27 protein-coding genes and 2 tRNA genes are annotated in these 23,464 nt (G+C 53.1%); 27 read left to right on the forward strand and 2 right to left on the reverse strand.

Annotated elements, in window-relative coordinates; all coding sequences use genetic code 11:
- Nucleotides 1-9: 9 nt before the first annotated feature.
- The 13 genes from OS112_07320 to OS112_07380 all read left to right on the forward strand — a co-directional run bounded on the left by OS112_07320 (nucleotide 10) and on the right by OS112_07380 (nucleotide 10,534).
- Nucleotides 10-417 carry an archease gene (locus OS112_07320; protein ID WAC04273.1) on the forward strand — a complete coding sequence of 136 codons (408 nt, stop codon included), beginning with the start codon at nucleotides 10-12 and terminating at the stop codon, nucleotides 415-417.
- A gap of 87 nt (nucleotides 418-504) precedes the next feature.
- A complete protein-coding gene (locus tag OS112_07325) occupies nucleotides 505-1,872 on the forward strand; it encodes an RtcB family protein (GenBank protein ID WAC06155.1) in 1,368 nt (455 codons plus the stop codon).
- The gene (locus tag OS112_07330; protein ID WAC04274.1) at nucleotides 1,869-2,444 is read left to right on the forward strand and encodes a hypothetical protein; all 576 of its coding nucleotides are present in this window, start codon (nucleotides 1,869-1,871) and stop codon (nucleotides 2,442-2,444) included. The genes OS112_07325 and OS112_07330 overlap by 4 nt, the downstream gene beginning before the upstream one ends.
- Nucleotides 2,445-2,478: 34 nt before the next feature.
- Nucleotides 2,479-2,901, forward strand: a complete 423-nt coding sequence (locus OS112_07335) for a DUF2111 domain-containing protein (GenBank protein WAC06156.1) — start codon at nucleotides 2,479-2,481, stop codon at nucleotides 2,899-2,901.
- A 5-nt stretch (nucleotides 2,902-2,906) separates the two neighbouring features.
- The gene (locus OS112_07340) at nucleotides 2,907-3,887 is read left to right on the forward strand and encodes a biotin--[acetyl-CoA-carboxylase] ligase (GenBank protein ID WAC04275.1); all 981 of its coding nucleotides are present in this window, start codon (nucleotides 2,907-2,909) and stop codon (nucleotides 3,885-3,887) included.
- A 48-nt stretch (nucleotides 3,888-3,935) separates the two neighbouring features.
- Nucleotides 3,936-4,445, forward strand: a complete 510-nt coding sequence (locus OS112_07345; GenBank protein ID WAC04276.1) for a biotin transporter BioY — start codon at nucleotides 3,936-3,938, stop codon at nucleotides 4,443-4,445.
- Nucleotides 4,442-5,113 carry an energy-coupling factor ABC transporter ATP-binding protein gene (locus tag OS112_07350; GenBank protein ID WAC04277.1) on the forward strand — a complete coding sequence of 224 codons (672 nt, stop codon included), beginning with the start codon at nucleotides 4,442-4,444 and terminating at the stop codon, nucleotides 5,111-5,113. Before OS112_07345 ends, OS112_07350 begins: the two co-directional genes overlap by 4 nt.
- Nucleotides 5,110-5,754, forward strand: a complete 645-nt coding sequence (locus OS112_07355; GenBank protein ID WAC04278.1) for an ATP-binding cassette domain-containing protein — start codon at nucleotides 5,110-5,112, stop codon at nucleotides 5,752-5,754. Before OS112_07350 ends, OS112_07355 begins: the two co-directional genes overlap by 4 nt.
- Nucleotides 5,747-6,400: a hypothetical protein gene (locus OS112_07360; GenBank protein WAC04279.1), complete on the forward strand. Its 654-nt coding sequence runs from the start codon at nucleotides 5,747-5,749 to the stop codon at nucleotides 6,398-6,400. Before OS112_07355 ends, OS112_07360 begins: the two co-directional genes overlap by 8 nt.
- Before the next feature lie 52 nt (nucleotides 6,401-6,452).
- Nucleotides 6,453-8,195: a pyruvate/oxaloacetate carboxyltransferase gene (locus OS112_07365; protein WAC04280.1), complete on the forward strand. Its 1,743-nt coding sequence runs from the start codon at nucleotides 6,453-6,455 to the stop codon at nucleotides 8,193-8,195.
- On the forward strand, nucleotides 8,192-9,667 hold the full coding sequence (locus tag OS112_07370; GenBank protein ID WAC04281.1) for an acetyl-CoA carboxylase biotin carboxylase subunit: 1,476 nt from the start codon (nucleotides 8,192-8,194) through the stop codon (nucleotides 9,665-9,667). The genes OS112_07365 and OS112_07370 overlap by 4 nt, the downstream gene beginning before the upstream one ends.
- Before the next feature lie 66 nt (nucleotides 9,668-9,733).
- Nucleotides 9,734-9,843, forward strand: a tRNA-Met gene (locus OS112_07375).
- Nucleotides 9,844-10,033: 190 nt separating this feature from the next.
- Entirely contained in the window at nucleotides 10,034-10,534 is a 501-nt protein-coding gene (locus OS112_07380; GenBank protein ID WAC04282.1) for a DUF350 domain-containing protein, read from the forward strand.
- Nucleotides 10,535-10,571: 37 nt separating this feature from the next.
- Here OS112_07380 and mmp10 read toward each other — a convergent pair whose 3' ends face one another.
- Entirely contained in the window at nucleotides 10,572-11,798 is a 1,227-nt protein-coding gene (gene mmp10 / locus OS112_07385; protein WAC04283.1) for a methyl coenzyme M reductase-arginine methyltransferase Mmp10, read from the reverse strand.
- 115 nt (nucleotides 11,799-11,913) lie between these two features.
- Here mmp10 and OS112_07390 point away from each other — a divergent pair.
- The 4 genes from OS112_07390 to OS112_07405 all read left to right on the forward strand — a co-directional run bounded on the left by OS112_07390 (nucleotide 11,914) and on the right by OS112_07405 (nucleotide 14,297).
- Nucleotides 11,914-11,986: transfer RNA gene (locus OS112_07390), tRNA-Thr, on the forward strand.
- A 62-nt stretch (nucleotides 11,987-12,048) separates the two neighbouring features.
- Nucleotides 12,049-13,296, forward strand: coding sequence for a tyrosine-type recombinase/integrase (locus tag OS112_07395; protein WAC04284.1), 1,248 nt, complete (start codon nucleotides 12,049-12,051; stop codon nucleotides 13,294-13,296).
- 190 nt (nucleotides 13,297-13,486) lie between these two features.
- Nucleotides 13,487-14,047, forward strand: a complete 561-nt coding sequence (locus tag OS112_07400) for a hypothetical protein (GenBank protein WAC04285.1) — start codon at nucleotides 13,487-13,489, stop codon at nucleotides 14,045-14,047.
- Between the two features lie 25 nt (nucleotides 14,048-14,072).
- Entirely contained in the window at nucleotides 14,073-14,297 is a 225-nt protein-coding gene (locus OS112_07405) for a hypothetical protein (GenBank protein ID WAC04286.1), read from the forward strand.
- 329 nt (nucleotides 14,298-14,626) lie between these two features.
- Here OS112_07405 and OS112_07410 read toward each other — a convergent pair whose 3' ends face one another.
- Nucleotides 14,627-15,085, reverse strand: coding sequence for a hypothetical protein (locus tag OS112_07410; protein ID WAC04287.1), 459 nt, complete (start codon nucleotides 15,083-15,085; stop codon nucleotides 14,627-14,629).
- 74 nt (nucleotides 15,086-15,159) lie between these two features.
- Here OS112_07410 and OS112_07415 point away from each other — a divergent pair, with 74 nt between their 5' ends.
- From OS112_07415 to OS112_07460, 10 genes are all read left to right on the forward strand, one after another.
- Nucleotides 15,160-15,525: a hypothetical protein gene (locus OS112_07415; GenBank protein WAC04288.1), complete on the forward strand. Its 366-nt coding sequence runs from the start codon at nucleotides 15,160-15,162 to the stop codon at nucleotides 15,523-15,525.
- On the forward strand, nucleotides 15,522-15,926 hold the full coding sequence (locus tag OS112_07420) for a hypothetical protein (protein ID WAC04289.1): 405 nt from the start codon (nucleotides 15,522-15,524) through the stop codon (nucleotides 15,924-15,926). The genes OS112_07415 and OS112_07420 overlap by 4 nt, the downstream gene beginning before the upstream one ends.
- On the forward strand, nucleotides 15,920-16,348 hold the full coding sequence (locus OS112_07425; protein ID WAC04290.1) for a hypothetical protein: 429 nt from the start codon (nucleotides 15,920-15,922) through the stop codon (nucleotides 16,346-16,348). The genes OS112_07420 and OS112_07425 overlap by 7 nt, the downstream gene beginning before the upstream one ends.
- Nucleotides 16,345-16,749: a hypothetical protein gene (locus OS112_07430; protein WAC04291.1), complete on the forward strand. Its 405-nt coding sequence runs from the start codon at nucleotides 16,345-16,347 to the stop codon at nucleotides 16,747-16,749. Before OS112_07425 ends, OS112_07430 begins: the two co-directional genes overlap by 4 nt.
- Nucleotides 16,746-17,162, forward strand: coding sequence for a hypothetical protein (locus OS112_07435; protein WAC04292.1), 417 nt, complete (start codon nucleotides 16,746-16,748; stop codon nucleotides 17,160-17,162). The genes OS112_07430 and OS112_07435 overlap by 4 nt, the downstream gene beginning before the upstream one ends.
- Entirely contained in the window at nucleotides 17,159-17,530 is a 372-nt protein-coding gene (locus tag OS112_07440; protein ID WAC04293.1) for a hypothetical protein, read from the forward strand. Before OS112_07435 ends, OS112_07440 begins: the two co-directional genes overlap by 4 nt.
- Nucleotides 17,520-17,804, forward strand: a complete 285-nt coding sequence (locus OS112_07445) for a hypothetical protein (protein WAC04294.1) — start codon at nucleotides 17,520-17,522, stop codon at nucleotides 17,802-17,804. The genes OS112_07440 and OS112_07445 overlap by 11 nt, the downstream gene beginning before the upstream one ends.
- 45 nt (nucleotides 17,805-17,849) lie before the next feature.
- On the forward strand, nucleotides 17,850-20,954 hold the full coding sequence (locus tag OS112_07450) for a hypothetical protein (protein WAC04295.1): 3,105 nt from the start codon (nucleotides 17,850-17,852) through the stop codon (nucleotides 20,952-20,954).
- A 72-nt stretch (nucleotides 20,955-21,026) separates the two neighbouring features.
- Nucleotides 21,027-22,790, forward strand: a complete 1,764-nt coding sequence (locus tag OS112_07455; GenBank protein WAC04296.1) for a DUF262 domain-containing protein — start codon at nucleotides 21,027-21,029, stop codon at nucleotides 22,788-22,790.
- A 114-nt stretch (nucleotides 22,791-22,904) separates the two neighbouring features.
- Nucleotides 22,905-23,414, forward strand: coding sequence for a DNA N-6-adenine-methyltransferase (locus tag OS112_07460; protein WAC04297.1), 510 nt, complete (start codon nucleotides 22,905-22,907; stop codon nucleotides 23,412-23,414).
- Nucleotides 23,415-23,464: the final 50 nt, after the last annotated feature.

Genomic DNA, 23,464 nt, shown 5'->3' on the forward strand with positions numbered 1-23,464 from the left:
AGAGGACAGATGAGTTTTAAGGAAATTTCCCATACTGCTGATGTGAAGATTCAGGTTTGCGCACCAACCCTTGAATCCCTTTTTTCAGAAACCTGCAATGCATTGATGCAGGTAATGTATGGCCCGGTACGCAAAGGGATTGTGAAAAAGGAAATTGCCATCACTTCGACCGATACCGAGTCGTTGCTCCTTGAATTTCTTTCAGAAGTCCTTTTTGTCTCTGAAGTGGAGGGGATCGTATTTTCCGATGCCCGGGTCAGGATCGATGGTCTCAACCTGCATGCAGAACTTGCGGGAGAACCCTTTGACAGGGACCGGCATGCACTCGGGACTGAGGTGAAAGGCATCTCATATTCCGGGCTTTCGATCCGGCAGGATGCAAATGGCTATATGGTGGACATCATATTTGATGTATAGGAAGGAGATGGAGTCAGCCGGATGTTGCAGGGGATTATACGGATCAGCACCCTTGAATGGGAAGTGCCCCTCGGATTTGTACCGGGAATGCGGGTTCCTGGGCGCTTTTTCCTTTCGGAATCGCTTGAAAAAATACTTGAGCCGGGCGCAGTCCAGCAGCTTGCCAATGTTGCGACGCTGCCGGGAATTATAAAAAATTCCCTCGCGATGCCTGACATCCACTGGGGGTATGGTTTCCCGATTGGCGGGGTCGCCGCATTCGACCTCACGGAAGGCGTTATTTCGCCGGGTGGTGTCGGGTTTGATATCAATTGCGGGGTCCGGTTGCTCGCCACCCCCCTCGCTCAAAAAGATGTCGCGGGAAGAAAAGACTTAATCGAGACCCTCTTCCATGCTGTTCCGACAGGTGTGGGCGCAAAAAGCGCGCAAAAGGTGACAGGTCACGTTCTTGAGCAGATGATGGTCAAAGGCGCCCGCTGGGCGGTTGATGCGGGGTTGGGGGAGGAAAACGATCTTTTGCGCTGCGAGGAAGGGGGGTACATGAAGGAGGCAAACATAAAAGAGGTCTCTTCCAAAGCAAAACAGCGTGGCATCCCCCAAGGAGGTACACTGGGATCCGGCAACCACTTTCTTGAACTGCAGGTCGTGCGCGAGATCTATGATGAGAATTCAGCCAAAGCGTTCGGCCTTTATCAGGATCAGGTCTGCTGCATGATCCACTGCGGCTCCCGCGGCCTCGGTCACCAGACATGTACGGACCATATCAGAATACTTGAGGGTGCTGTCAAAAAATACCAGATTAAATTACCGGACCGCCAGCTTGCGTGCGCCCCCATCAGCTCACCGGAAGGAGAAGCATATTTCGGGGCCATGGCAGCATCGGCAAATTATGCCTGGGCAAACCGCCAGTTGATCACGCATACCACAAGAAATGTCCTTAAAAAAATGTTTGGCACCGGGTATGAGGAAATGCCCCTTGTTTACGATGTGGCCCATAACGTGGCAAAGATCGAAGAGCACATTGTTTTTGGGAGAAAGGAAAGGGTCTGCGTTCACCGGAAGGGAGCTACACGTTCATTCGGCCCGCATGCACCGGATATCCCCCCGGAACTCTCATCCATAGGACAACCCGTCATCATTCCCGGTAGTATGGGAACCTCTTCATTCGTCCTGCGCGGGACTCAAGGGGCAATGGAACAGACATTCGGGAGCACCTGCCATGGTGCCGGCAGGGTGATGAGCCGGACACAGGCAAAAAAGAGATTATCCGGAAAAGATGTGGCGGCCAGGCTCGCCCTGCAGGGAATTCTTGTAAAAGCTCCCAATGAAGCTGCAATCGCTGACGAAGCACCCGAGGTGTATAAACCAAGTGAAGACGTTGTCCGGGTGGTGCACGATGCCGGGCTCTCCCTGCTCGTCGCCCGCCTTGATCCTCTCGGGGTGATCAAGGGGTGAACGTACGGGCAGGTTTTGTATGGGAGACACGGCAGCACTTCACAAGATTTATTGAGGACTGTGGGATCGTATGCGAAGTCGTCACCCCGCACATACTCGCCGCTCCATTTTATCGCGGTTCATTCAACTGCCTCATCGTCCCAACGGGTTTTGGAAACCCGAACTACTCAAAACTCCTGCCTGCCCTGCGTGCGGCTGCACCCCGTATACAAAGATTTCTGGAGAACGGCGGGAACCTGCTGGTCTATGGTGCAGCTATTGAAAATCCATCTGCGTATGACTGGCTCCCGTTTCCGGTAACATACCATCATGAATGCCACCCGAGAAAGATTGTGTGCATACCTGACAGCATTGCAGAGGCCATTGTTGAGGATTACAATGCTGACCGCGTTGAATGCGATGGATTTTTCCCCGAATATGACGGTGAAGCCGCGGGAATGGGGGGAGAGCAGGCTGTTGTAATTGAAAAACAGGTCGGAAAAGGGCAGGTCGTGGTAACCAGTATCCACGAATTCCCCTCAAAAAAATTTCTCGACAGGTTCTGCCGTTTGGGAACGCAAACTTTATTCTAGATGGACAGTGACCAGAAGTATGAGGAAGACATTAATGCACCGCTATACCCTTTCTGCCAGCGCCGGGGCAGATGACCTGGAACCTGTTGCCAATGCCATCCATGAATTGCTCAACCGACTTCCGGTGACTGCAAAGTCCCGGGATAAACCGGGCATCCGGGTTGAGGAGGGCAGGGTGGTTGACCGGGACTATACCGGACCTGTGCTTGAGGATGCAATCCGTGCCAACAAGATGATAAAGACCACCCCGGCATCCGGGGCTTACAAAGGGGTTCCGGTGACCGTAACCCCTTTCAGGGATTGTGATGGGGCAGCGATAGGCGCAATCGGTGTTGTTGATATTACCGGGATCTTTGACCTGGCAACCCTCATGGAGCACCAGTCTGCGATTCTCAAGCAGGTCTGCGGTAAGGATCCCTGCCCCCTGCCATCAGAATCCATCGGAGCTAAGAGGTGAAACGGATGCCGGACTCTGCATTTAAGGTGCTGGAAATCCTTGAACGGGCAAATCGTCCGCTGTCAGGCGAGGCAATGAGCAACGAACTGGGTATCACCCGGTCAGCAGTCTGGAAGCATATCAATGAGCTCAGGGCGATGGGATACGACATATCATCCTCACAGAAGGAAGGGTACCGCCTTACCCGGACCAGCAGCAGACTCCTCCCTTACGAGATACACAAGAAGCTCAGGACGAAGTTCGTCGGAAAAACAATGCGGTACCTGGAAAATACCCCCTCGACGATATGGGTCGGCAAACAGATCTGTTCAGAAGGGGATGTGGAGAAGATGCATGGCCTTGTCATCATTGCCGAAGAGCAGACCGGCGGGATTGGCAGGCTGGGACGCGCATGGGTCTCTCCCGTCGGTGGCATCTGGATCACAATCGTACTGAAGCCCAATATCCCCATTGACCATGTTTTTATGGTTACTATGGCCGGATCTGTTGCTGTTGCCCGTGCAATTCGAAAAGAATTCGATCTTGGCGCCCTGATCAAATGGCCAAACGATATTTTCATCGGCGACAAGAAAGTAGCGGGCCTACACCTCGAACTCTCGGCTGAAGCAGATCTCATTCATAACTGCCTGCTGAGTATCGGGATTGATGTCAATGTCCCGCTTAACCAGTTCTCACCATCTCTCCAGAAAGATATCACATCGATCAGCGCCGAAGTCGGCCATGAGGTCGATCGCGCTTCATTCCTTGCACGAATCCTGCGGGAGTTTGAGACCCGCTACCTGCTCATCGAGAGCGGTGAATATGAAACCATACTCCGGGAATGGAAAAGCCTTTCCTGCACGCTCGAGCACCGCGTCCAGATCACCACTTTAAAGAACAGCTTTGAGGGGGAAGCAATTGATATTGACGAATTTGGCGCACTCATCATACGCAAGGACAACGGCAGGATAGAGCGGGTCATTGCCGGGGATTGTCACCAGCGGTAAGGACAGATTGTTTTTTATCGTAAACCATATAATTTTTTATGGTTGACGATGTTCGGTGATCTCAAAAGAACCAGACTTATCGCATATTCAGCTGCATTTGTCGGCCTGATCGCTTTGGGAAGCTGGATCTCGATCCCGTTCTTTCCGGTTCCTGTTACACTCCAGACACTCTTTGTCCTCCTCGCCGCTGCCGTCATGAAGCGCAATGCTGTCATACCGGTCACCTTATTTGTGTTGCTCGGATCTCTGGGGTTGCCGGTTTTTCACAATGGCGTTGCCGGAATCGGGGTTCTTCTCGGCCCGACCGGGGGGTACCTCATCGGTTTCATCCCCGCAGCTTTTCTGACCGGGCTGGCATATGAACAGACCCGGATGACGATCCGCGTTCTTGGGATCATTGCCGGAACGATCGTAATATATATTTTCGGGCTTTCGTGGCTGATGTACTCAACCGGCATGAGCCTTATACCTGCAGTCACCGTGGGTATGCTCCCGTTTCTTGCAGGAGATGCCATCAAAGCGTTTGCAGCGTACCAGATTGCAGAAAGACTCCCATGATTGAAATTGATTCTCTCTCCCACAGGACGCTTTTCATCGACCACCTTTCAGTCCATCCGGGATTAACATTCCTGGTCGGGGGGAACGGGGGTGGAAAAACAACCCTGCTGCGCCTCCTCTCCGGCATCGATGAACCTGAATCCGGAACCATCAGCATTGATGGACAATCCCCAAGAAAAGTTGATGTAGGATGGGTTAACGAATACCCGGACAGAAGCCTCCTTTTTTCAAGAGTTTACGATGAGATCGCTTCAACGATCCAGTTCCGGAACACTCCCTGTGATGAGACGGGCAAAATGGTGAAGGATATCTGCGGCAGGATGGGGATTACAAATCTCCTTGACCGCCCGGTGCATGAACTTTCAGGAGGGGAAAGAGCTCTTGCTGCAATTGCAGCCGCACTGGTTAACGAGCCTGTGCTGCTCGTTCTTGATGAATATGACTCCCATCTTGATCCCGGCCGCTGCCGGCAGATCGATGATATCATCGGGACCATACAGTCACGCTATGTCATCCGCTGCACACAGCAGATGGAAACCGCAGCAAAAGGTGATCAGGTTGTTGCCATTCATGATGGACGAATTGTATCAGCCGGAAAGCCGGCTGAAGTTTTTTTCAGCCTGATGAACACGCCGTTTTACCCGCGCTCATGGAGGAAAACCGGTTGAACATTCAGCTCGACAAGGTAAAAGTGAAACGCGGTCTTTTGGCTCTCAGTGCCCAAGGGAATTTCTGTGAGGGGATGCATCTGGTCCGCGGCCCTGTTGGATCGGGAAAGTCGACGCTTGCCCTTGTCATGGCCGGGCTCATCTCACCTCTTGAGGGTACAATAGATCGTAAGGATATCACGTCCTGTATGCTCTCTCTCCAGTTCCCGGAATACCACATTACCGGCCAGACACTTGCAGAGGAATGCAGATCATGGGGGCTGGAACCGGATCTGCTCCTTTCTGCAGAAGGTTTCTTGAGAAAAAGCGGGGAGAATCCCTTAAAACTCAGCCGGGGCGAACTGAAGCGGCTTCATCTTGCCTGTGTGCTGGCAAAAAGGTATGACCTGCTGCTTCTCGATGAACCATTCAGCGCACTGGACTGCTGTCAGAAAGAGATCTTCTGCAAACGGCTCTCCGGATCTTGTGATGGGATCACTATCATCTTCACGCACGAACAGGAGATTCTCCCCCCTATTGACAGGTTCTGGGGGATCCGGGACGGGATGCTTGCGGATCTGGGGAAACAACCGTCAACAACCGGATCACATGATGTCACACGAAGAATTGAGGGAAAATCCGGGGATCCCGAAGATGAATGATATTAGGATCCGGATCGGCACTGCGGCAATCCTCTCTCTTGCTGCATTCCTTAACCTCACAGGTGCATTTGTTGTTTTTATCTGGTGGCTGATCTTCATCCCTCGTCTAAAAGCTATGCCGCACATATCTGTTATGGCCGGCTTTGCAGCTATGATCGGGGTTGTAGCGGCCGTGCTCCAGATTACAACTGGTACCGGCATCTCTTATGGCATTCGTATGGCAGTGATTCTCCTTATTGCGATGTGGCTCTGGTCTGAGCAACGGCCGGGGGAGTTTTTCTCCCTTGGCGTCTGGCTGTTCGGGTGCCGATGGGGATTTGAGATGGGAATGGTTGCCGAGCTCTGTATGCAGGCATTTGATGCATTGGTCTGCGATCTCGATCGGTTGAGAACAGCATGGGCACTCAAAGGAGTAAAAGTGGGAGTCCGCCATCTTGCTACTGCTGGTATGATTCTGGTAACCGGTGCACTGGCGCGTGCAAAGGATACCGCAGAACTTCTCGCTGTCAGGGGATACCGGTATGGAGGATCGTTCTGCCCCTCCTTTGATACGTCTAGTGCAGATATTATTGGATGTGCCGGAGCAGTCATAGCCGGTGCGATTGCGATCATTCCAGTTAGTGAATTTTTTATACTTCCATGGTGATGTTTTGTGAGGCTTGATCTGATCCATAAAAGCCCTCTGATGAGGTTACCCCATGCGCGCTGCCTATCCTGATAAAGTTCATATTACCGATACGACACTCAGGGACGCGCACCAGTCCCTGATTGCAACACGGCTCAGAACTGAGGATATGATCCAAATGGCCCGTGCTATTGATGGGTGCGGGTTCTTTTCCGTTGAAGCATGGGGAGGTGCCACTTTTGACACCTGCATACGGTTTTTAAATGATGACCCGTGGGAACGCCTCCGCTCGCTCAAATCCGAATTGAAACATACCCCGATCCAGATGCTTCTGCGTGGCCAGAACTTAGTCGGTTACCGGCACTATCCGGATGATGTTGTCGACCGGTTTGTCCATGCAGCGCACAAGAACGGCGTTGACATCTTCCGCGTATTCGATGCGCTTAATGATATCCGGAACATGAAACGCTCGATGGAACAGGTCAAAAAAACAGGCGCCCACCTGCAGGGAGCAATTTGCTATACGACGAGCCCGGTCCACAGCACCAAAACCTTCATCGAAATGGCAATGGAACTCCACGCACTCGACTGCGATTCGATCTGCATCAAGGATATGGCCGGCCTGATCATGCCGGAAGCAGCGCGCGAGCTTATCTCCGGTATTAAAGAGGCGGTTGATACCAAAGTCGACCTCCACAGCCACTGCACGAGCGGGATCGCGCCGATCAGCTACCAGGCAGCGATCGAAGCAGGTGTAGATATTCTTGATACGGCAATGTCCCCGTTTTCCATGGGGACTTCCCAGCCCCCGACTGAAAGCGTTGTTGCATCACTAAAAGGGACAAAAAGAGATACCGGCATAGACCTAATCAGGCTCCGGACAGTTCGCAATATCTGCCTCCAGATCCGGGAAAAATATGGTGCACTCTGTGACCCGATATCAGAGCGCGTGGACAGCGATGTGCTCATTTACCAGTTGCCCGGGGGGATGATCTCAAACCTTGTTTCACAGCTCAAGGAGCAGGACGCTCTCAACCGGATGGACGAAGTTCTTGCAGAGATCCCGCGTGTGCGAGAGGATCTCGGGTATCCTCCGCTCGTGACACCGACCAGCCAGATCGTAGGATCGCAGGCAGTCTTCAATGTCCTTGTCAACGGCCAGCGGTACAGGAATGTCACAAAGGAAGTCAAGGACTATGTCCATGGCCTGTACGGAAAATCACCTGCGACGGTCAGCGATGAGATCCGGAAACTGATTATCGGAAATGACGAGGTGATCGCGATCCGTCCTGCTGATCTGCTCGAACCTATCTATGAGAAGATGAAAGAAGAGGCCCAAAAAGCCGGCCTGGTAAAAAAAGAGGAGGATGTACTGACCTACATCCTCTATCCTGCAATAGCACCCGCTTTTTTGAAAGGGGAGAAACAAGGTGAAATTATCCCCAAAAAACAACAGGTATCAGCCGGAACGCCGGAAATGCCAAACCAGATGGAAGTTGAAGTGGACGGCGAGGTCTTTTCAATCCGAATCATTTCCGTCGGAGGAAGCCGGGTGGAGGTATCGGCTTCCGCCCCGCAACAAAAAATACCGAGGGGAGATGTTGCAGGGGGTATCAAGAGCAACATGCAGGGCATGGTACTCAAGGTCATGGTCAGCCGGGACTCTCCTGTCAAAAAAGGTGATGTCGTTGTTGTGCTTGAGGCGATGAAGATGGAAAACCCCATCCACAGCCCCATTGACGGCAGGGTGACTGAAATCTTTGTTGATACCGGCGATGTCGTCTCGAGCGGTGACGTCCTGCTGGTGGTGCAATGAAATATTTCGAGAAGATCCTGATTGCAAACCGGGCCGAGATTGCAATCCGTGTGATGCGTGCATGCCGTGAACTCGGAATAGAAACGGTTGCGATTTATTCCGACGCGGATAAAAACGCGCTCCATGTAAAATATGCTGATGAGGCATTCCATGTCGGGGAGGCGCATCCCTCAAAAAGTTACCTGAACATGGAACGGATTATTGATATAGCGCACAAATCCGGGTCAGAGGGTGTGCACCCGGGGTATGGTTTTCTTGCCGAGAACCACAGGTTCGCAGGTTTGTGTGAAAAAGAGGGAATTGTCTTTATCGGACCGTCCTCAAAGACCATCGAGATGATGGGTTCTAAGCTTGGCAGTAAACACCTAATGGAGTCCTCGGGTGTTCCTGTGCTCCCCTATACCCCCGAAGGCGTCGCATCTGCAGAAAAAGCAGGCGCTATCGCTGATCGGATCGGTTATCCTGTCATTGTGAAAGCCAGTGCAGGCGGAGGGGGGATCGGCATGCAGATTGTCGAGGACCCTACAGCCCTCCAGGATGCCATTGACAAAGGCATGCGCACCGCGAAATCCGCTTTTGGAGACCCGACGGTGTTTCTTGAAAAATATCTTGTGAAGCCCCGACACATCGAGTTCCAGGTCCTTGCCGATGCTCATGGCAACCGCATCCACCTCTTTGACCGGGAATGTTCAATCCAGCGCCGCCACCAGAAACTTGTCGAAGAAGCACCCTGCCCCATCATGACAGCGGAACTTCGGGAACAGATGGCGTCATCCGCACTTACCGTAGCAAGGGTGTCAGGTTACACAAATGCAGGGACGGTCGAATTCCTGTACTCAAACGGGAAGTATTATTTTATGGAAATGAACACCCGTCTTCAGGTCGAACATACCATCACGGAAATGATCACCGGTGTTGATATTGTCCATAAGCAGCTCGCCATCGCCTCCGGTGAAGACCTTCCTTATGCGCAGGAGGACATCAGCATCCGCGGGCATGCAATCGAGTGCCGGATCAATGCTGAAAACCCCCTCAATAACTTTGCTGCCGATCCCGGTAAGATCCTCCGCTACCGGTCGCCGGGAGGGCCCGGCATACGTATTGACAGCGGGATCCATATGGGGTATTCGATCCCGCCAAACTACGACTCGATGATCGCAAAACTATGCGCATGGCACGCAACCCGGTCCGGGGCGATCAGGCGGATGCGGAGGGCGATTTCCGAGTACGTCATCCTCGGGGTAAAAACAACGATTCCGCTCCACTATGCAATAATGAATAATGCGGAGTATATAGCAGGGAATACCCATACCCACTTCCTCCAGGAAGAGCATATCGCAAAAACACTCGAACGATACCAGCGCGATGAGGAGGCAAGGATGCAGACACTTGCGGGTTCATTTGAACAGGGGAAGAAGATCGCTGCAATCTCAACTGCCGTGAATGTGTATCTTCAGGGCAAAAAGCAATAATTAAAAAAACCCACCCGTATCAGAATGTTTAATAATTTTTAGGGTGTTGTTATAATGCACGTCTGCGCTGCGGTGGCCTAGCTGGTCAGGGCGCCAGACTCATAATGTATGTGAACGCACGATGGCGTTCTGCCTGAGAGATCTGGAGATCGTGGGATCGTAACCCACCCGCAGCATCATTTTAATAACCATTGCGTTTTCATCTTGAGTTTTTATTTTGAATACATTAAAATTTAATCGGACTTATTAACCAATATATGTAGAAATCCTCCAAAAATCGTTCCTTTTTTCTATTCATCCATTTAATGCACGATACGTTTATTTACAGACTCATCTAAATAAATTACAAACTTCAGAGGTAAAACTATGCTTTTGGTAAATGCAGTTGTTGGATTGGTCCAGCTAATCATCGCCATTATCTTTTCCGTTGTAGCATTGTATATCGGCTTTTTTACACTGGATAAGATCACAAAGAACATTGACCAAGAAAAAGAACTTGCAAAAGGGAATGCAGCTGTTGGGATTATCGTTGCCGCAGTATTCATAGCAATCGCACTTGTTGTCCAGTCTGGTGTATCAGGGCTTTCTGTCGGGATTGGAAAGGCTGCATCAGTCGGATTATTCTCCCTCGATGGTATTTGTGCAATCGGCGCCGCATTTGTCCAGCTGATCCTTGGTATCGTCCTTGCAATTGCGGCAATCTACCTTGCGCTCAATATTCTTGACAAACTCACAAAAGGTGTTGACGAATTTGATGAGATTAAAAAGGGCAACATCGCTGTTGCACTGGTGATGGGAAGTGTGATTATCGCAGTCGCCGTGATCATCCAGTCGGGAGTGCTCGGTATCACGGCTGCATTAATTTAAACTTTTATTTTTATCTTGCATTATTTTGGATTTTTAGTCATTCTCCATAGAGATTGATTAACCGGATCAGATCGGCAAACCCATCCATCTCCATGGTAAGAACCTGATTCCGGGTCATTCCCATGCTTGTCTCTGCATCAGCGGTGAGCACTTCCGGACCCCATACAACTTCCCGCCCGGTTCCATCCGAACTCAGAACCTCACGTGCTTCTTTGGGGTGCACAAATGCACGCCCCGGGAGAATGACCGCGTGTTCCAGAACAGAAAGGTCCAGAGTTTTTATATCTTCGAGAGTTATGAGACAGGCGATCTCCTTTTTTACTGCAACAACCGGTGATCTGGACCCGCATGCTTCAAGAACACGCTGGATATAAGGGGCGGCGATGCTGCCACTGATGACGGTGGCACGCCGCTGCACGCGGGGGAGTTTTGCCATCAGATCGGGCTCTGAAAGGATAACAAAAGGGGATCCAATCTCCGGATCCCAGAGGGGGGTTCCGGATATCTTCATTTTGAACTGTTTACTGAGATCGGTCACAAGGTTTTGGAACTCCTCAACCGAATGGACGCGCTGCTTCTTAATAACCGGGGCATTTCCCAGGATTAGTCCCTGATCAGTTGTGTTGGCAAACCGCATCAGGATCAGTCCCTTAGCTCCCCGCTCCTCCAGCCACGCACATGTGCGTTCAAGCACCTCCCCGTCATTAATCCCCGGTAGTACGACAGCTGCTCCATAAACATCAGCCGAATTACATAAGCGCTCAAGAATTTCCAGCGATACATCTGGTGAGGGATCGTGCATATACTTTCGGCGCAGTTTTGGATCTGACGCAAAAATGGTGAAGGAGACCTCGGAAAGGCCGTTATCGATAAGAAGATCGGCGATGGCAGGATCGTCCCAGCCTTTCCCGCTGGTATATCCGATATGGAGCGGTGCCTCCATACTCCCGAGCAGGTTTATTAGATCGGTGAATTGAGGATAACAGCTCGGGTCTCCGCCACCGCTGACAGTCACACGGGAGAGGTCGTCCCTCGTTGCCTGAAGGGTTGCAAGGACCTCATCAGCAATTGATTTTAAGTCCTTAAATCCGCTATACTGCTCTTTTATTCCTTTGGTACAATAATCACAGCCTGTCTTAAACGGGAGGCAATACCGGCAGCCAAATGCTTTGACATTTTTCACATGCTTAAAATAGCAATATTCGCAGAATCCACGGCAATCAACGCCGGCCCGGCCCCCGATGTCCACGGTAATCTGCGCCATCTCTGGAATAATTTCCGTTGCCGGGGGTTTAATGTGTTTGCAAAGGTAAAGAGGGACATCGTCATAATGTAGGGAGCACCATCTTTTTTAGCAACCAACGTCAAACTGATATGGCGCCCCAGTGGCTTAGTTGGCAGAGCGGCTGACTTGTAATCAGCAGGTCCCGTGTTCAAATCACGGCTGGGGCTTCGGGACATTGTGTTCAATTCCCAAGCAACTCTTTTTATAGAGATCCGCCTTACACTGAAGCATGAAAAGTGCGTCACTCCGGGCTCCATTGGCCCCGGACAACGACTTCTTTAATCTGCTCAAGGCCGACTACCAGGAGCGGTCCCTGCTGAAGGGCCTGAAAGCGGGGATCATAATACCGCGTGATGCTGAGCTGATCCGTTCCTTTACCGAAGAGATGCTCTCCTCGCGGAACCTCAGCCGGAAACGGGCCCACAAACTCACGTACACGCTGGTCGGGTGGCGGCGGTTCATCGGCCCGTTCGAAAAGAACGACATGGCCGCGATCTATTCAGGCATTGCAGCACTGAAGAACGGCAGGAGCATCCGGGGCCGGCCGTTCAAGCAGAACACCATCTCGGACCACATCCTCATCATCAAGCAGTTCTACCTCTGGCTCATCGCCAATGAACTGGTCCCAATCCCGGAAAAGAAGATCCGCAGCCTTAAGGTCCCGGCCCACGACACCATGACCAAAGTCGCCGCCGATCTCCTCACCACCGACGAGATCACCGCTATCATCAACACCTGCACCACGAGCCGGGACCGGGCCATCGTGATGATGCTCTACGAAGGCGGATTCCGCATCGGGGAGATCGGCTTGATGAAATGGGGCGATCTCCGGTTCGATGACCATGGCATTGTGGTGAATGTGAACTTCAAGACCCGCAAGCCCCGGTACATCCGGCTGGTGATGGCCCGGGAGTTCCTGGTCAAATGGAAGAGCGATTACCCGTTCATGCCCATTGCCCCGGCAATGCCGGTCTTTGTCACGGAGCACAACACCCCGCTGACGCACGGCTCGGTGGGTATGCAGCTCAGGCACCTGGCCCAGCGGGCCGGGATAAAGAAGCATATCACCCCGCACGTCTTCCGCCACTCCCGGATCACGCACCTGATCAACGAGGGCGTCTCCGAGAGCGTGATCAAACTGATGATGTGGGGCAGCCTGACGACGAATATGTTCCAGACGTACGCCCACCTCACGGGCGGTGACATCGACCGCGAGATCCTCCGGACCTACGGGATCACAATCGACAAGGGTAAGGGTAAGGAGACCAACAAACGGCTGAAACCCCGGCAATGCCCGGATTGTTACAACATTAATTCGCCGGTGGCCAATTACTGCGAGATCTGCGGTGTGGAACTCTCGGAGGAGGCGGTTGCGACCGACTCGCAGATCACAAGTAGCGTTCTCAAATCCCCCGAGGCCCTGCAAGCGTATGTAACTAACCTGATCGACACGAAGTTTAAGGAGCGAATGGGGTAGACTTAGATTTTAGATAAAGAGCTGCGGATTCAAAATTTCCCTTTAGAAGCTAAATATTCAAAAATATTAAATTCTTATTTCTCAAGTAAAAATTGTGAATAATGATTGTAATAACAAATTCATTGATTTTATCCATATTTTATCTTTAATAATCACTGTTCTTGTTATACTAATTTTGATTTCTTATTTCTTGATAGTCGTGGTGATTTTGGTAGTACTATATCTCTTGTATACGGTTCTTATTCTCAAAAAAACCCAAGAATTGATAAAATATAACTCAGAATTTAATAGTCATGGCTTCCATCACGCGATAATAATAGCTCATAAAATAAATGCTGTAAACGGAGAATACAATAAATCTGATTATCTTTCTGGAATAGATTTGTTGATAGAGAAATTTCAAAAACATCCGAATAAAATCAATTATAAAATTTATGAGGTTGACTCAAAGGAACAAGTTATTCCAATAATTAATGATGACAGAACAACGCATTTATGGATTTTCGGTCATGGACAAAGGAATAAATTACGTTTTCAGAGTGGAAACTTATGTTATTTCGAAGTTCGGGATGCCCCGAAAAAACAATTTATTGGCCAATACCATTGCAACACACTAATTGGAAATAGTTTAGCAGATTACAACCAACCGAGAAATCAAGATGTGTCTCGATGGCTCCGATTTGAACCATTCATTCGAATTGCGATTTTTAAAAAATTCAAAGAATTAGAGTCTAAAAATTTATTATTCTGAAATGATAATTGGGATTTGATCAATTATGGGATTTTTAGATTTTTTGGGAACATTCGTTAAAAGATTATTATTCTTTATTGGGGGTTTCATTATCGCGTTCCCTGTTGCTGGAGCAATAATGATGACTGGCGGAAGTTATTCGAATTTTCAATTTAATCCAAATCCAATTATGGCAATTATCGGGATTATTGTCTTTATTATTGGTATAGCAATGATGTTTTATGCCGCTAAAATGAAGGACCATGATTAATTTTTTTTATTTATGACTATTTTTCCGCGCGTTTCCCACTTTTCCGACTCAATCCTGATCCAATTCCCTCATTTAAATGCCCCGAATGATTGAGCTAACCTTCGGGTTCAGTAAATCTTATAAGCAAATATGTTCTTGGAAGGATAATAGCATGTTTAACAACCCCGGCACGGTAACAGCGAGGGAGGTGGCCCCGTATGTCGATTCGCAGCGAGATGCGGCGAGATACGCGGCCTTCTTCAATTTTTCAACGCTGTTCGTGTGCCTGCTGGCGGATATGGTGAGGATTCCGTCCGAGATCAGAAACAACCTGATTAGGAAGCACGCGGTCAAAGCGTCGAGCGCCCGTTGCTCCCGAGTATTGCTCTCCTCTTTTCGTATACGTCGTTGACCGTCGGTTCCATGAGCGCGTTGCTCCGGCCTTTGTGATCGCTGGTTAGGTCACCTGCCGTTCGGAGAACGGTAATACCTGTCACTGCGATAGCCAAGGCTCCAGTTCTGCGCTCGGGGCCGGCGTTTTCTGCATCCTGGATGGCCGGCATCTCCCATGCCTGCCGCGGTACCGCTTGTGAACAAAATAAAAAAATTGGTGAAAATCTATGCAGCAGAGTTCTGCGCAGCGTGATGACCCCCTGCGGGTCACACAGGAAGCCGTCGATGCCTATGAAAAGCGCACCGGCTTCAAAGGAATTGGAAAGGTCATGGTCGAGCACGGCGTCTGGGTAATTGTTCCTAACAGGGAGGTGGCGCAAGCCTATCGGGACAATGATACGTTTACCAGGGCCCATGCCGTGGGTCCTGCTCTGCCGGGCCATGATAGTAATCGCGCCGACTCTGCTGCTGGTATCCGGGAAGGTGCGCCATGACGCTGTTTGCTGCAGGCTCCATCATCAGCGGGAGCGAAGGCTGCGTGCACATCCGCATCATGGGCGAACCGCACTACCTCTGCCCCGAAGAACTCGGGCGGCTCATCTTCATGGGCGACAGCGTGCCGCTCCTGCGGAACTGGCCCACAACGAATGATCCGCCGCAGGTCTCCGGCACGGTGCACCTCAACCCGTCCGGCCGTGGTGTGATCATCGAGAGCGGGAAGCAGCGGTACCAGCTGCCCCGCGACAAGTTCATCGCGGTGGCGCTCGGTGAGGATGTGTCCTGCATCTTCTTCGAGATCCCGTCCGATGAGCGGGAACCGGAGATTATTTCGCCGGCCCGGGGAGGCACAGCATGACTTCGAGCCCGCTCCACACCATCTCACGGAAGGCTGCAAAGATCCTGAATCGCCGTGGCTATGACGTGGTCTGGTCGATCACACTCAGGGAGTGGGATTCGCCCGAGACGTTTGTCTGCAAACGCGGCGCTGAAGACACCCTCCACGTGAAACTGAAACTCTCGCCCAATACCCTGACAGACAGGGCGGAAATTGTGAGGTATTGCGACGACGAGATCCGGATCCTCCGCAGGCTGATGAGAACCAATCCTAACAAAACCGGAGAGCACTACGAAGTCTGGCTCTCGATGCCTTTTGGGAAATTTTCTGCAATCGAGGTCCTGCCGGAGACACTCATCGACCTGCGATCAGGGGTCGTCCTGTCCCCCTGCCCCCCTGCGGGAGGTGCGGCATCATGGTAGCCCGGTTCTGTTACATCCTCGAGTACGAGGCACAGGAGATGCTCCGGGCGCAGGGCTACAAGGTCCACATCCTCCAGAAGGCCCGTTCACAGAACTCCCTGCCGCTCTGTGTGGTGGCGTTCCGCGAGCCCGGCGAGACCCGGTATGTGCGGATATGCAGTGCAGGGGGGAAGATCCCAACGCCCGCTGAAATCGAAGAGCGCTGCGCAAAGGAGATAACCCTCTACCGCAAAATACAGGCCCGCTCTCCCGGGGATACCGGGCTCCACTGCGAGATCTGGTTCTATGCAGTCAGGACCGGTTTCCACTGCTACGAGGTGCTGGCTGACAGTATCCGGAAGATCCCGACACCTGCGCCGGCCGGGACCGGCTCGCTCCATGACTGCATACGGTGCCCGGTGCTGCGGAGGGGTCTCCTGTGACAAGCCGGCGCTGCATTGTCCTGGAGCAGGGCATCCGCGAGCAGCTCCAGCGGGCCGGCTATACGGTCGAGATCGTCCCACCCGTATTCTTAAAGAAACTCCCGCCAGCACACCTCATCGCGACGCGGGGGACTGGGGAGACCCGGTACATCCGGGTCCGGAAGATGTCGCGCACGGAGCCCACTGCTGCGAACGTCGAGCGGTTCCTCGGCCGGGACATCACCCGGTACCGGACCTGCATGGAGAGGAGACCCGCAGTGCCCGGCCTGCACTATGAGATCTGGATCTCCACGCTCCGGCACGGCCTCACCTGCTTCGAAGTGAGCAAAGACAGCGTGCGGGAGATCCCCCGGATCCCGCCCGCCACACCGGCGGCCGTCCCTGCAGGAGGCACACCATGACCGCGATGCACCGGATGGTGATCCTGGAGCGGGAGGCCGCCTCCATCCTCCGGGAACTCGGCTACGTGCCAGGGATCGTGAGCGACCAGTTCCCCCGCTCGCGATTCGTCCCGTACAATCTGGTGGCGACAAAGAAGAACAGCGACGGGACAGAAGAATGCGTCTGGGTGAAGCTGAAAGTCTCCCTGCACCCGGTCCGCACACCGGAAGAGGCGGCCCCGTTCTGCGGCAGCGAGAGGAATTTCTACGAGAAGAAGTTCAAGGGCATCCCTTCCAGCAACCTGCTGCGATACGAGGTCTGGTTCTCGGTCCCGTCCGACAAGTTCGAGACCTTTGAGATCACCCACGACGGGATACGGCTGGCCCAGCACCCGGACCGGAAGCCGCTCGACGCTGACGGGGGCCCTGCATGATCGCCCAGAGCGTCTTTCACGCGGCGAAGAACCGTTGCGGGAAACTTCTAGCCTCCCGGGGCTACGAGCCGGTGGTGCCGGTCACCGACCATTTCCTCTCGCGCTACATCCCGCTCCACCTGATCGGGATGCGGGGCAACTATGAGGCCCTCTGCGTCAAGATCCGGCACGCACAGGGAGCGGTGACGGCCCAGTACGTCGAATCGTTCTGCCGGTTCGAGTGCTGCCAGCTGCGATCGCTGCTCACGATGTACCCGGGCGATATCTTCCTCCGCTGCGAGGTCTGGGTGATCTCGCCCTCCGGGGCAATCCACTGCTATGAGGTGACGGCGACCGGCGTTTCCGAGGTGGCCGCCTATGTCCGGTGAACCGCCAGTACCCGGCCATCAGGAAGAGCGGATCGAAGGAGTCCCGCTCTACCTCATCCCGAAGGTGATCGCGGACCATATCCGGGAGAAGCGCGAAGCGGTCTTCCAGATCACGGCGAGCCGGGTGCGGGAGCACCGGTACCGGATCGTGGTCGAGACCTTCGACGAGCACGCACAGCAGGCGAAGGGGATCGTGCCGGCCCCGCAGGTCCCGCAGGCACAGAAATCTGTGCAAGTGCGGCAGCAGAAGGGGGGCCGTCATGGGGCTTCATGAGGTTCCCTGCACGGTGAATGCCAGCCAGGGCGAAGGTGGTGACCCGTGGATGGCCTGCTCCGTGAGGCAATCGCCCGGTTAGCCGGGCCCGGTCAGGTCATCGAAGTCCGCGCACTCTCCGACCAGCACACCCATTCCGGTTACTTCAGCGATCCCGAAGTACTCGTCCGGTCAGTGGAGCCGCTCGATGCCGATCCCTCGGTTGCGGGCATCTACGTCACGCTGAACGAGGTGAACCCGGCCCTGCTCTCGCGCCGGGCGAACCGGATCAAGATGCGGCTCTCCCGCAAGGACGCGACTACGAGCGACGCGGATATCGTGCGCCGGCGCTGGCTCCCGATCGACATCGACCCGGTCCGGCCGAGCGGTGTTTCCAGCACGGACGCGGAGCACGGCCTTGCGCTGCGGAAAGCGGACGAGATCGCCGCATGGCTTGAGTCCCTCGGGTTCCCGGAGCCGGTCAGGGCCGACTCGGGCAACGGGGCCCACCTGCTCTACCGCATCGACCTGCCGAACGATGACGCGGCAACGGCACTCGTCAAGGGCTGCCTTGCGGCACTCGACACGCTCTTCTCGGACGAGCAGGTGACCGTTGATACGGCGAACTTCAATGCCGGCCGCATCTGGAAGCTCTACGGCACGATGTCCCGGAAGGGCGACTCCACACCCGAGCGGCCGCACCGGAGGAGCCGGATTCTCGCGGCCCCGGATGTGCCGCAGGTCGCGGGCAGTGCCCTGCTGGAACAGCTGGCCGCCCGGCTGCCCGCCGAGGAGCAGGCCCAGAAGCCTGCTGCAAAGGAGAAGGGCTTCGACCTCCGGCGCTGGCTCGCGCAGCACTACCTCTCCGTCCGCAGCGAGAAGCCATACAGCGGTGGCACGCTCTTTGTCCTCGACCAGTGCCCATTCTCCTCAGCGCACAAGGACGGGGCCTTTGCAATCCAGTTCGGCAACGGTGCGGTCTTTGCCGGCTGCAAGCACACCTCCTGCGGCAGCGGATCGCAGCGGTGGGCAGAACTTCGGGCCTGGTATGAACCCGACCGGGCAGAGAAGCGCAAGCAGTTCGAGCAGAAGCAGAAACAGTGGGGCAAGGAGCGGGCCAGAGCAAAGGTGGAGAACGAGGGCAACGGCCCGGTCAAACCTGCACCATCGCCCGATGCCCGGACTATGGCGCTCGATGTGCTTGAACATGGCGACCCGGTAGCCCTGATGCTCACAGCATTTGCGCAGGAGCATGTCGGTGACGAGATCCTCGCCCGCTGCCTCATCCTCTCGATGGCCTCGCAGGCAGTGAAGAACTCGGACGGGCTGCACGTCTCAGTGACCGGCGACTCCGGCAAGGGCAAGACGCATGCGTTCCGCAAGATGATGCGGCAGGTGCCGGACCGGTACAAAGTCCGGGGCACGGTGAGCAACAAAGCCCTCTACTACATGAAAGACCTCGAGCCCCGCTCCGTGCTGATGAGCGACGATACCGAACTCTCGGACGGCATCCAGGAGATCCTGAAGTCCGCGACCTCGAACTTCCACGAGCCGATCACGCATACAACAGTCACAAAAGACCTGACCTGCCGGGTCTGCACCATCCCCGAGCGGTGCGTCTGGTGGATAGCAAAGAAGGAAGGGACAGGTGACGACCAGGTGATGAACCGGATGCTCACCTGCTGGATCGACGAGTCGCACGAGCAGGACGCCCGGGTGCTTGCGGCAAAACAGAGAAAGGAACAGCAGGAGCCGGGGATGTTGCCGGACGAGACCCCGGAGCTGGTGACCTGCCGGGCCATCTGGGAGATCCTGCATGAGCAGATGGTCTGGGTCGTGATCCCGTTCTCGGAGCGGATACGGTTCCATGCCATCAGCAACCGGCGCAACCCGGACATGCTCTACGACCTCATCAAGAGCCATGCGGCACTCTTCTTCTTGCAGAGGGAGCAGAAGACCGCTGAAGACGGGACGCTCTGCATCTACGCGGGCGAGGCCGACTTTGCCGCAGCAAACGAGGTCTTCGCGCAGCTCTCGGGAACCTCGGGTGGGCAGGAATCCAAGCTGACCCGGCGGGAGGCCGACCTGCTCGCCGCGATCCAGAAGGCGGATAGGCCCGAGTTCACCATCCAGGACATGCAGGAGCTCACGGGCTGGTCCTACTCGAGTATTTACCGGACGCTGAAAGGGTACGACAGCCGTGGGAAGAACTACACCGGGCTCCTGGAGAAGTGCCCCGCCATCTCGTTTACCGACCGGACGGTGACGATGAGCGAGGAGGAAGGCGTGTCGGTCCGGCGCAGGACGGAGGCGTTCGCGTGGAACCGGGGGATCTACCGGAACTGGACGACCGGCGGGCCCTGCTGGCTCGACCGGGGCCCGGGTGACGGCGGCAACAGTGACGGCAACAACGGCAGCAATGAGAGCGGCACCGGCTCGTTTGCAGCATTGCAGCACGTTTCCAGCAGTTTTGCAGCAACTGCTGAAAAGATAAACGGTGCGTCCGGCTCTTCCGGATTTCCAAAAGGAGATGATAATAATAAAAATTCTTTACTAAGAGAAGGAACTTTTCAGCAAAATGGGAATACTGCTACTCAGGAAAGTTCCGGACCGGATCCGGCTCAGTGTGTGAAAAATGCTGCAAATGCAGCAAACGAAAACCGATTTCCCCAAAAACCTGCACAAATCGGAAAACCCGCGCCGTATCACACCCCGATTGTTTGCAGCAGCGGTACGCAAACTGCTGCAAACGTGCAGGAAACAAAACCTCCGGGCGTTGCAACTCCCGGCCCGCCCCACACCATCCGGGCCAAGGACTACAAGCCGCTCGAAATCCCGGAACCGCAGACCGCGTGCTATGCCTGCGGTAAACGTGGGGCGTGGTATGTGGAGAAATTCACCGCAGAGCGGAGGGCCCGGCCCAAAGACCAGCAGGACGCCCGGCGGGTGTGCCGCTCGTGCTACAAGGCACAGGTGAAGGCCGAGCAGGAGGCTTCTGTCCCGCTGCCTGGGACGTTCGACATGGCCCGGTGCGAGCGGGTGACGGCAGCGGTCGGGAAGTGCTCGGTCTGCGGGTTGGAGAAGGCCGCGTGGATCGACCGGCAGGCCGGCGTGAAACTCTGCGAGTATTGTTATGGAGGAGAAGTAAGAAAAAAAATAGCATTGAACTGAATTCAAACACGGATCGTAACTCTTAACGGTTTCAGGGTCAAGACGAAACACATTACAGGGGGGTGTATTTTGATGAAATCAACATTATTCAAGGAAGTCAGTTATTCATTATCAAAATTAATTCTAGATATCGAAATGGGGGAAATCGGATTACCTGATATTCAACGTCCCTTTGTCTGGACACCAACAAAAGTCCGTGACCTTTTCGATTCGATGTATAAGGGATTTCCAGTAGGATATCTCCTATTTTGGTCAAATTCACTGGCTGATGGGTCTCGGCAAATCGGAACCGACACAAAACAAAAAGTACCGAAATTGCTGATTGTTGACGGGCAACAGCGATTAACATCGCTTTATTCCGTATTGAAAGGCAAGCCAGTGATGACACAGGACTTCAAACCCCTATCAATTAATATTGCATTCCGGCCCCGGGATGAATATTTTGAAGTTACCGATGCCGCGATTAGAAAAAATCCCGAATTTATTCCTGATATTTCTCAACTCTGGTCAAAAGAGATTCTATGGACCCGTTTTGTGAAAGATTTTATTTCCAGATTAAAAGAACATCACGAGTTATCTGAGAAAGAAGAAGATGAGATAATAGAAAAAATCGATGCCCTCCGCGACCTCCAGAATTACCCCTTTACTGCAATGGAATTATCATATAACGTTGATGAGGAACAAGTTGCTGATATCTTCGTAAGAATAAATAGCAAAGGAGTCATCCTCAACCAAGCCGATTTCATTTTAACCCTCATGTCTGTCTTTTGGGATCAGGGCCGGGCAGACCTCGAAAAGTTCTGTCGGGCTTCACGTCAACCTACAACAAACACATCATCATCCTTCAATTATTTTATCGAACCTGCACCAGATCAGTTATTACGGGTCGCAGTTGGTCTTGGCTTTAAACGGGCGCGCCTCCAGCATGTATATTCACTACTGAGAGGTAAAGATCTCGATACCGGTCAATTCTCAGATGAACGCCGGGTCTCCCAGTTTGCAGTCCTCAAAAATTCACAGGAAATTGTCCTGAACCTACAGAACTGGCATGAATTTTTGAAAGCCCTCATGCGGGCGGGGTACAGAAGTAAAGTCATGATCACATCAGAGATGGCTGTAATCTACGCATATACGATGTTCTTGATCGGAAAAACAGATTATAAGGTTGAACCGTTTGAACTCCGAAACTGTATCGCCCGTTGGTTCTTTATGACATCACTAACCGGGCGCTATACAACATCTCCAGAAGGTGCCATGGAAGCCGACCTTGCCCGGTTACGGAATGTGAAGGATGGAGTAGGATTTTATGCGGTATTGAACCAGATTATCAACGATACATTAACCGAAGATTACTGGAATATTACACTGCCCAATGATCTTGCCACATCATCGGCACGGAGCCCGTCGCTGTTTGCCTATTATGCCGCACTCAACTTGTTAGATGCAAAAGTTCTCTTTTCGAAGATGAAAGTGCCCGAGCTCCTTGACCCGGCGATAAAAGCGAAAAAATCATCGACAGAACGACATCATCTCTTCCCAAAGAACTATTTGAAAACGCTTGGAATTAAGGATACAAAAGAGATCAACCAGATCGCAAATTTCGCGCTTGTTGAATGGCTTGATAATATTGGTATCATGGATGATGCACCATCAACTTATCTCCCAAAATATCTTGGAAGATTTTCTGAACCTGAAATTACTTCGATGTATTACTGGCATGCTTTACCGAAAAACTGGGAAACCCTTGATTACTCAACATTCCTTGACCAACGGAGGAAAATGATGGCAAATGTGATCCGGGCTGGATTTACGGAACTAAGTAAGGGGAATGAGTAAAAAAAAATATCAATTATTTTCAAATTTCTCTGTTTTCATTCAGCAAGACCTAAGGCCACAGGATTATAGAGATATTATCAACATAATGCCCCATCACAACAAGAGGGATACGCTGTGACCGTGCCCCCTGCCCTACTCTCCCATGCCAGCACCGAGCACTACACCCCGCAGTATATCCTCGATGCCGTCATCGCGTGCATGGGCGCGATCGACCTCGACCCGTGCAGCAACAGCCACGAGATCCCGAACGTGCCCGCAGCGAGGCACTACACAATCCAGGACAACGGACTCATCCAACCGTGGGAGGGGCGGGTCTTCATCAATCCTCCTTTCGGGCCCGGGGTCGAGGTGTGGTTTTCGAAGCTATATCAGGAGCGGTTTGCGGGCCGGACTACAGAGGCGATCGTGCTCTGGAAATCGGCGACCGAGACTGCTGCATGGAAGACGCTGACGGTATTGTCGTGCCGGGTGTGTTTTCCATCGGCGAGAATACGGTTCATGGGGCCTGGGGATTCAAGCGGGTCCACGTTCTCGCCGGCGCTGTTCTATGTTGGGGAAGGGCCAAGGAGATTCGAGAAAGCGTTTGCTGGGATGGGGCCGGTGTGGGTGGTACCGGGGAAATGATCATCGAATCGTCTTAAGTGGAGGAATTAGAAGTTGGGTTTAAGGTTAGA

This window comes from Methanoregula sp., assembly GCA_026625165.1.
In the GTDB taxonomy this organism is placed as follows: Archaea; Halobacteriota; Methanomicrobia; order Methanomicrobiales; family Methanospirillaceae; genus MVRE01.

Coding starts and splice junctions, on each gene's coding strand:
- OS112_07320 (WAC04273.1), top strand. CDS start 10: ATGAGTTTTAAGGAAATTTCCCATACTGCTGATGTGAAGATTCAGGTT.
- OS112_07325 (WAC06155.1), top strand. CDS start 505: ATGCGGGTTCCTGGGCGCTTTTTCCTTTCGGAATCGCTTGAAAAAATA.
- OS112_07335 (WAC06156.1), top strand. CDS start 2,479: ATGCACCGCTATACCCTTTCTGCCAGCGCCGGGGCAGATGACCTGGAA.
- OS112_07340 (WAC04275.1), top strand. CDS start 2,907: ATGCCGGACTCTGCATTTAAGGTGCTGGAAATCCTTGAACGGGCAAAT.
- OS112_07345 (WAC04276.1), top strand. CDS start 3,936: ATGTTCGGTGATCTCAAAAGAACCAGACTTATCGCATATTCAGCTGCA.
- OS112_07350 (WAC04277.1), top strand. CDS start 4,442: ATGATTGAAATTGATTCTCTCTCCCACAGGACGCTTTTCATCGACCAC.
- OS112_07360 (WAC04279.1), top strand. CDS start 5,747: ATGAATGATATTAGGATCCGGATCGGCACTGCGGCAATCCTCTCTCTT.
- OS112_07365 (WAC04280.1), top strand. CDS start 6,453: ATGCGCGCTGCCTATCCTGATAAAGTTCATATTACCGATACGACACTC.
- OS112_07370 (WAC04281.1), top strand. CDS start 8,192: ATGAAATATTTCGAGAAGATCCTGATTGCAAACCGGGCCGAGATTGCA.
- OS112_07380 (WAC04282.1), top strand. CDS start 10,034: ATGCTTTTGGTAAATGCAGTTGTTGGATTGGTCCAGCTAATCATCGCC.
- mmp10 (WAC04283.1), bottom strand. CDS start 11,798: ATGGCGCAGATTACCGTGGACATCGGGGGCCGGGCCGGCGTTGATTGC.
- OS112_07395 (WAC04284.1), top strand. CDS start 12,049: ATGAAAAGTGCGTCACTCCGGGCTCCATTGGCCCCGGACAACGACTTC.
- OS112_07405 (WAC04286.1), top strand. CDS start 14,073: ATGGGATTTTTAGATTTTTTGGGAACATTCGTTAAAAGATTATTATTC.
- OS112_07410 (WAC04287.1), bottom strand. CDS start 15,085: ATGGGCCCTGGTAAACGTATCATTGTCCCGATAGGCTTGCGCCACCTC.
- OS112_07415 (WAC04288.1), top strand. CDS start 15,160: ATGACGCTGTTTGCTGCAGGCTCCATCATCAGCGGGAGCGAAGGCTGC.
- OS112_07420 (WAC04289.1), top strand. CDS start 15,522: ATGACTTCGAGCCCGCTCCACACCATCTCACGGAAGGCTGCAAAGATC.
- OS112_07425 (WAC04290.1), top strand. CDS start 15,920: ATGGTAGCCCGGTTCTGTTACATCCTCGAGTACGAGGCACAGGAGATG.
- OS112_07435 (WAC04292.1), top strand. CDS start 16,746: ATGACCGCGATGCACCGGATGGTGATCCTGGAGCGGGAGGCCGCCTCC.
- OS112_07440 (WAC04293.1), top strand. CDS start 17,159: ATGATCGCCCAGAGCGTCTTTCACGCGGCGAAGAACCGTTGCGGGAAA.
- OS112_07445 (WAC04294.1), top strand. CDS start 17,520: ATGTCCGGTGAACCGCCAGTACCCGGCCATCAGGAAGAGCGGATCGAA.
- OS112_07455 (WAC04296.1), top strand. CDS start 21,027: ATGAAATCAACATTATTCAAGGAAGTCAGTTATTCATTATCAAAATTA.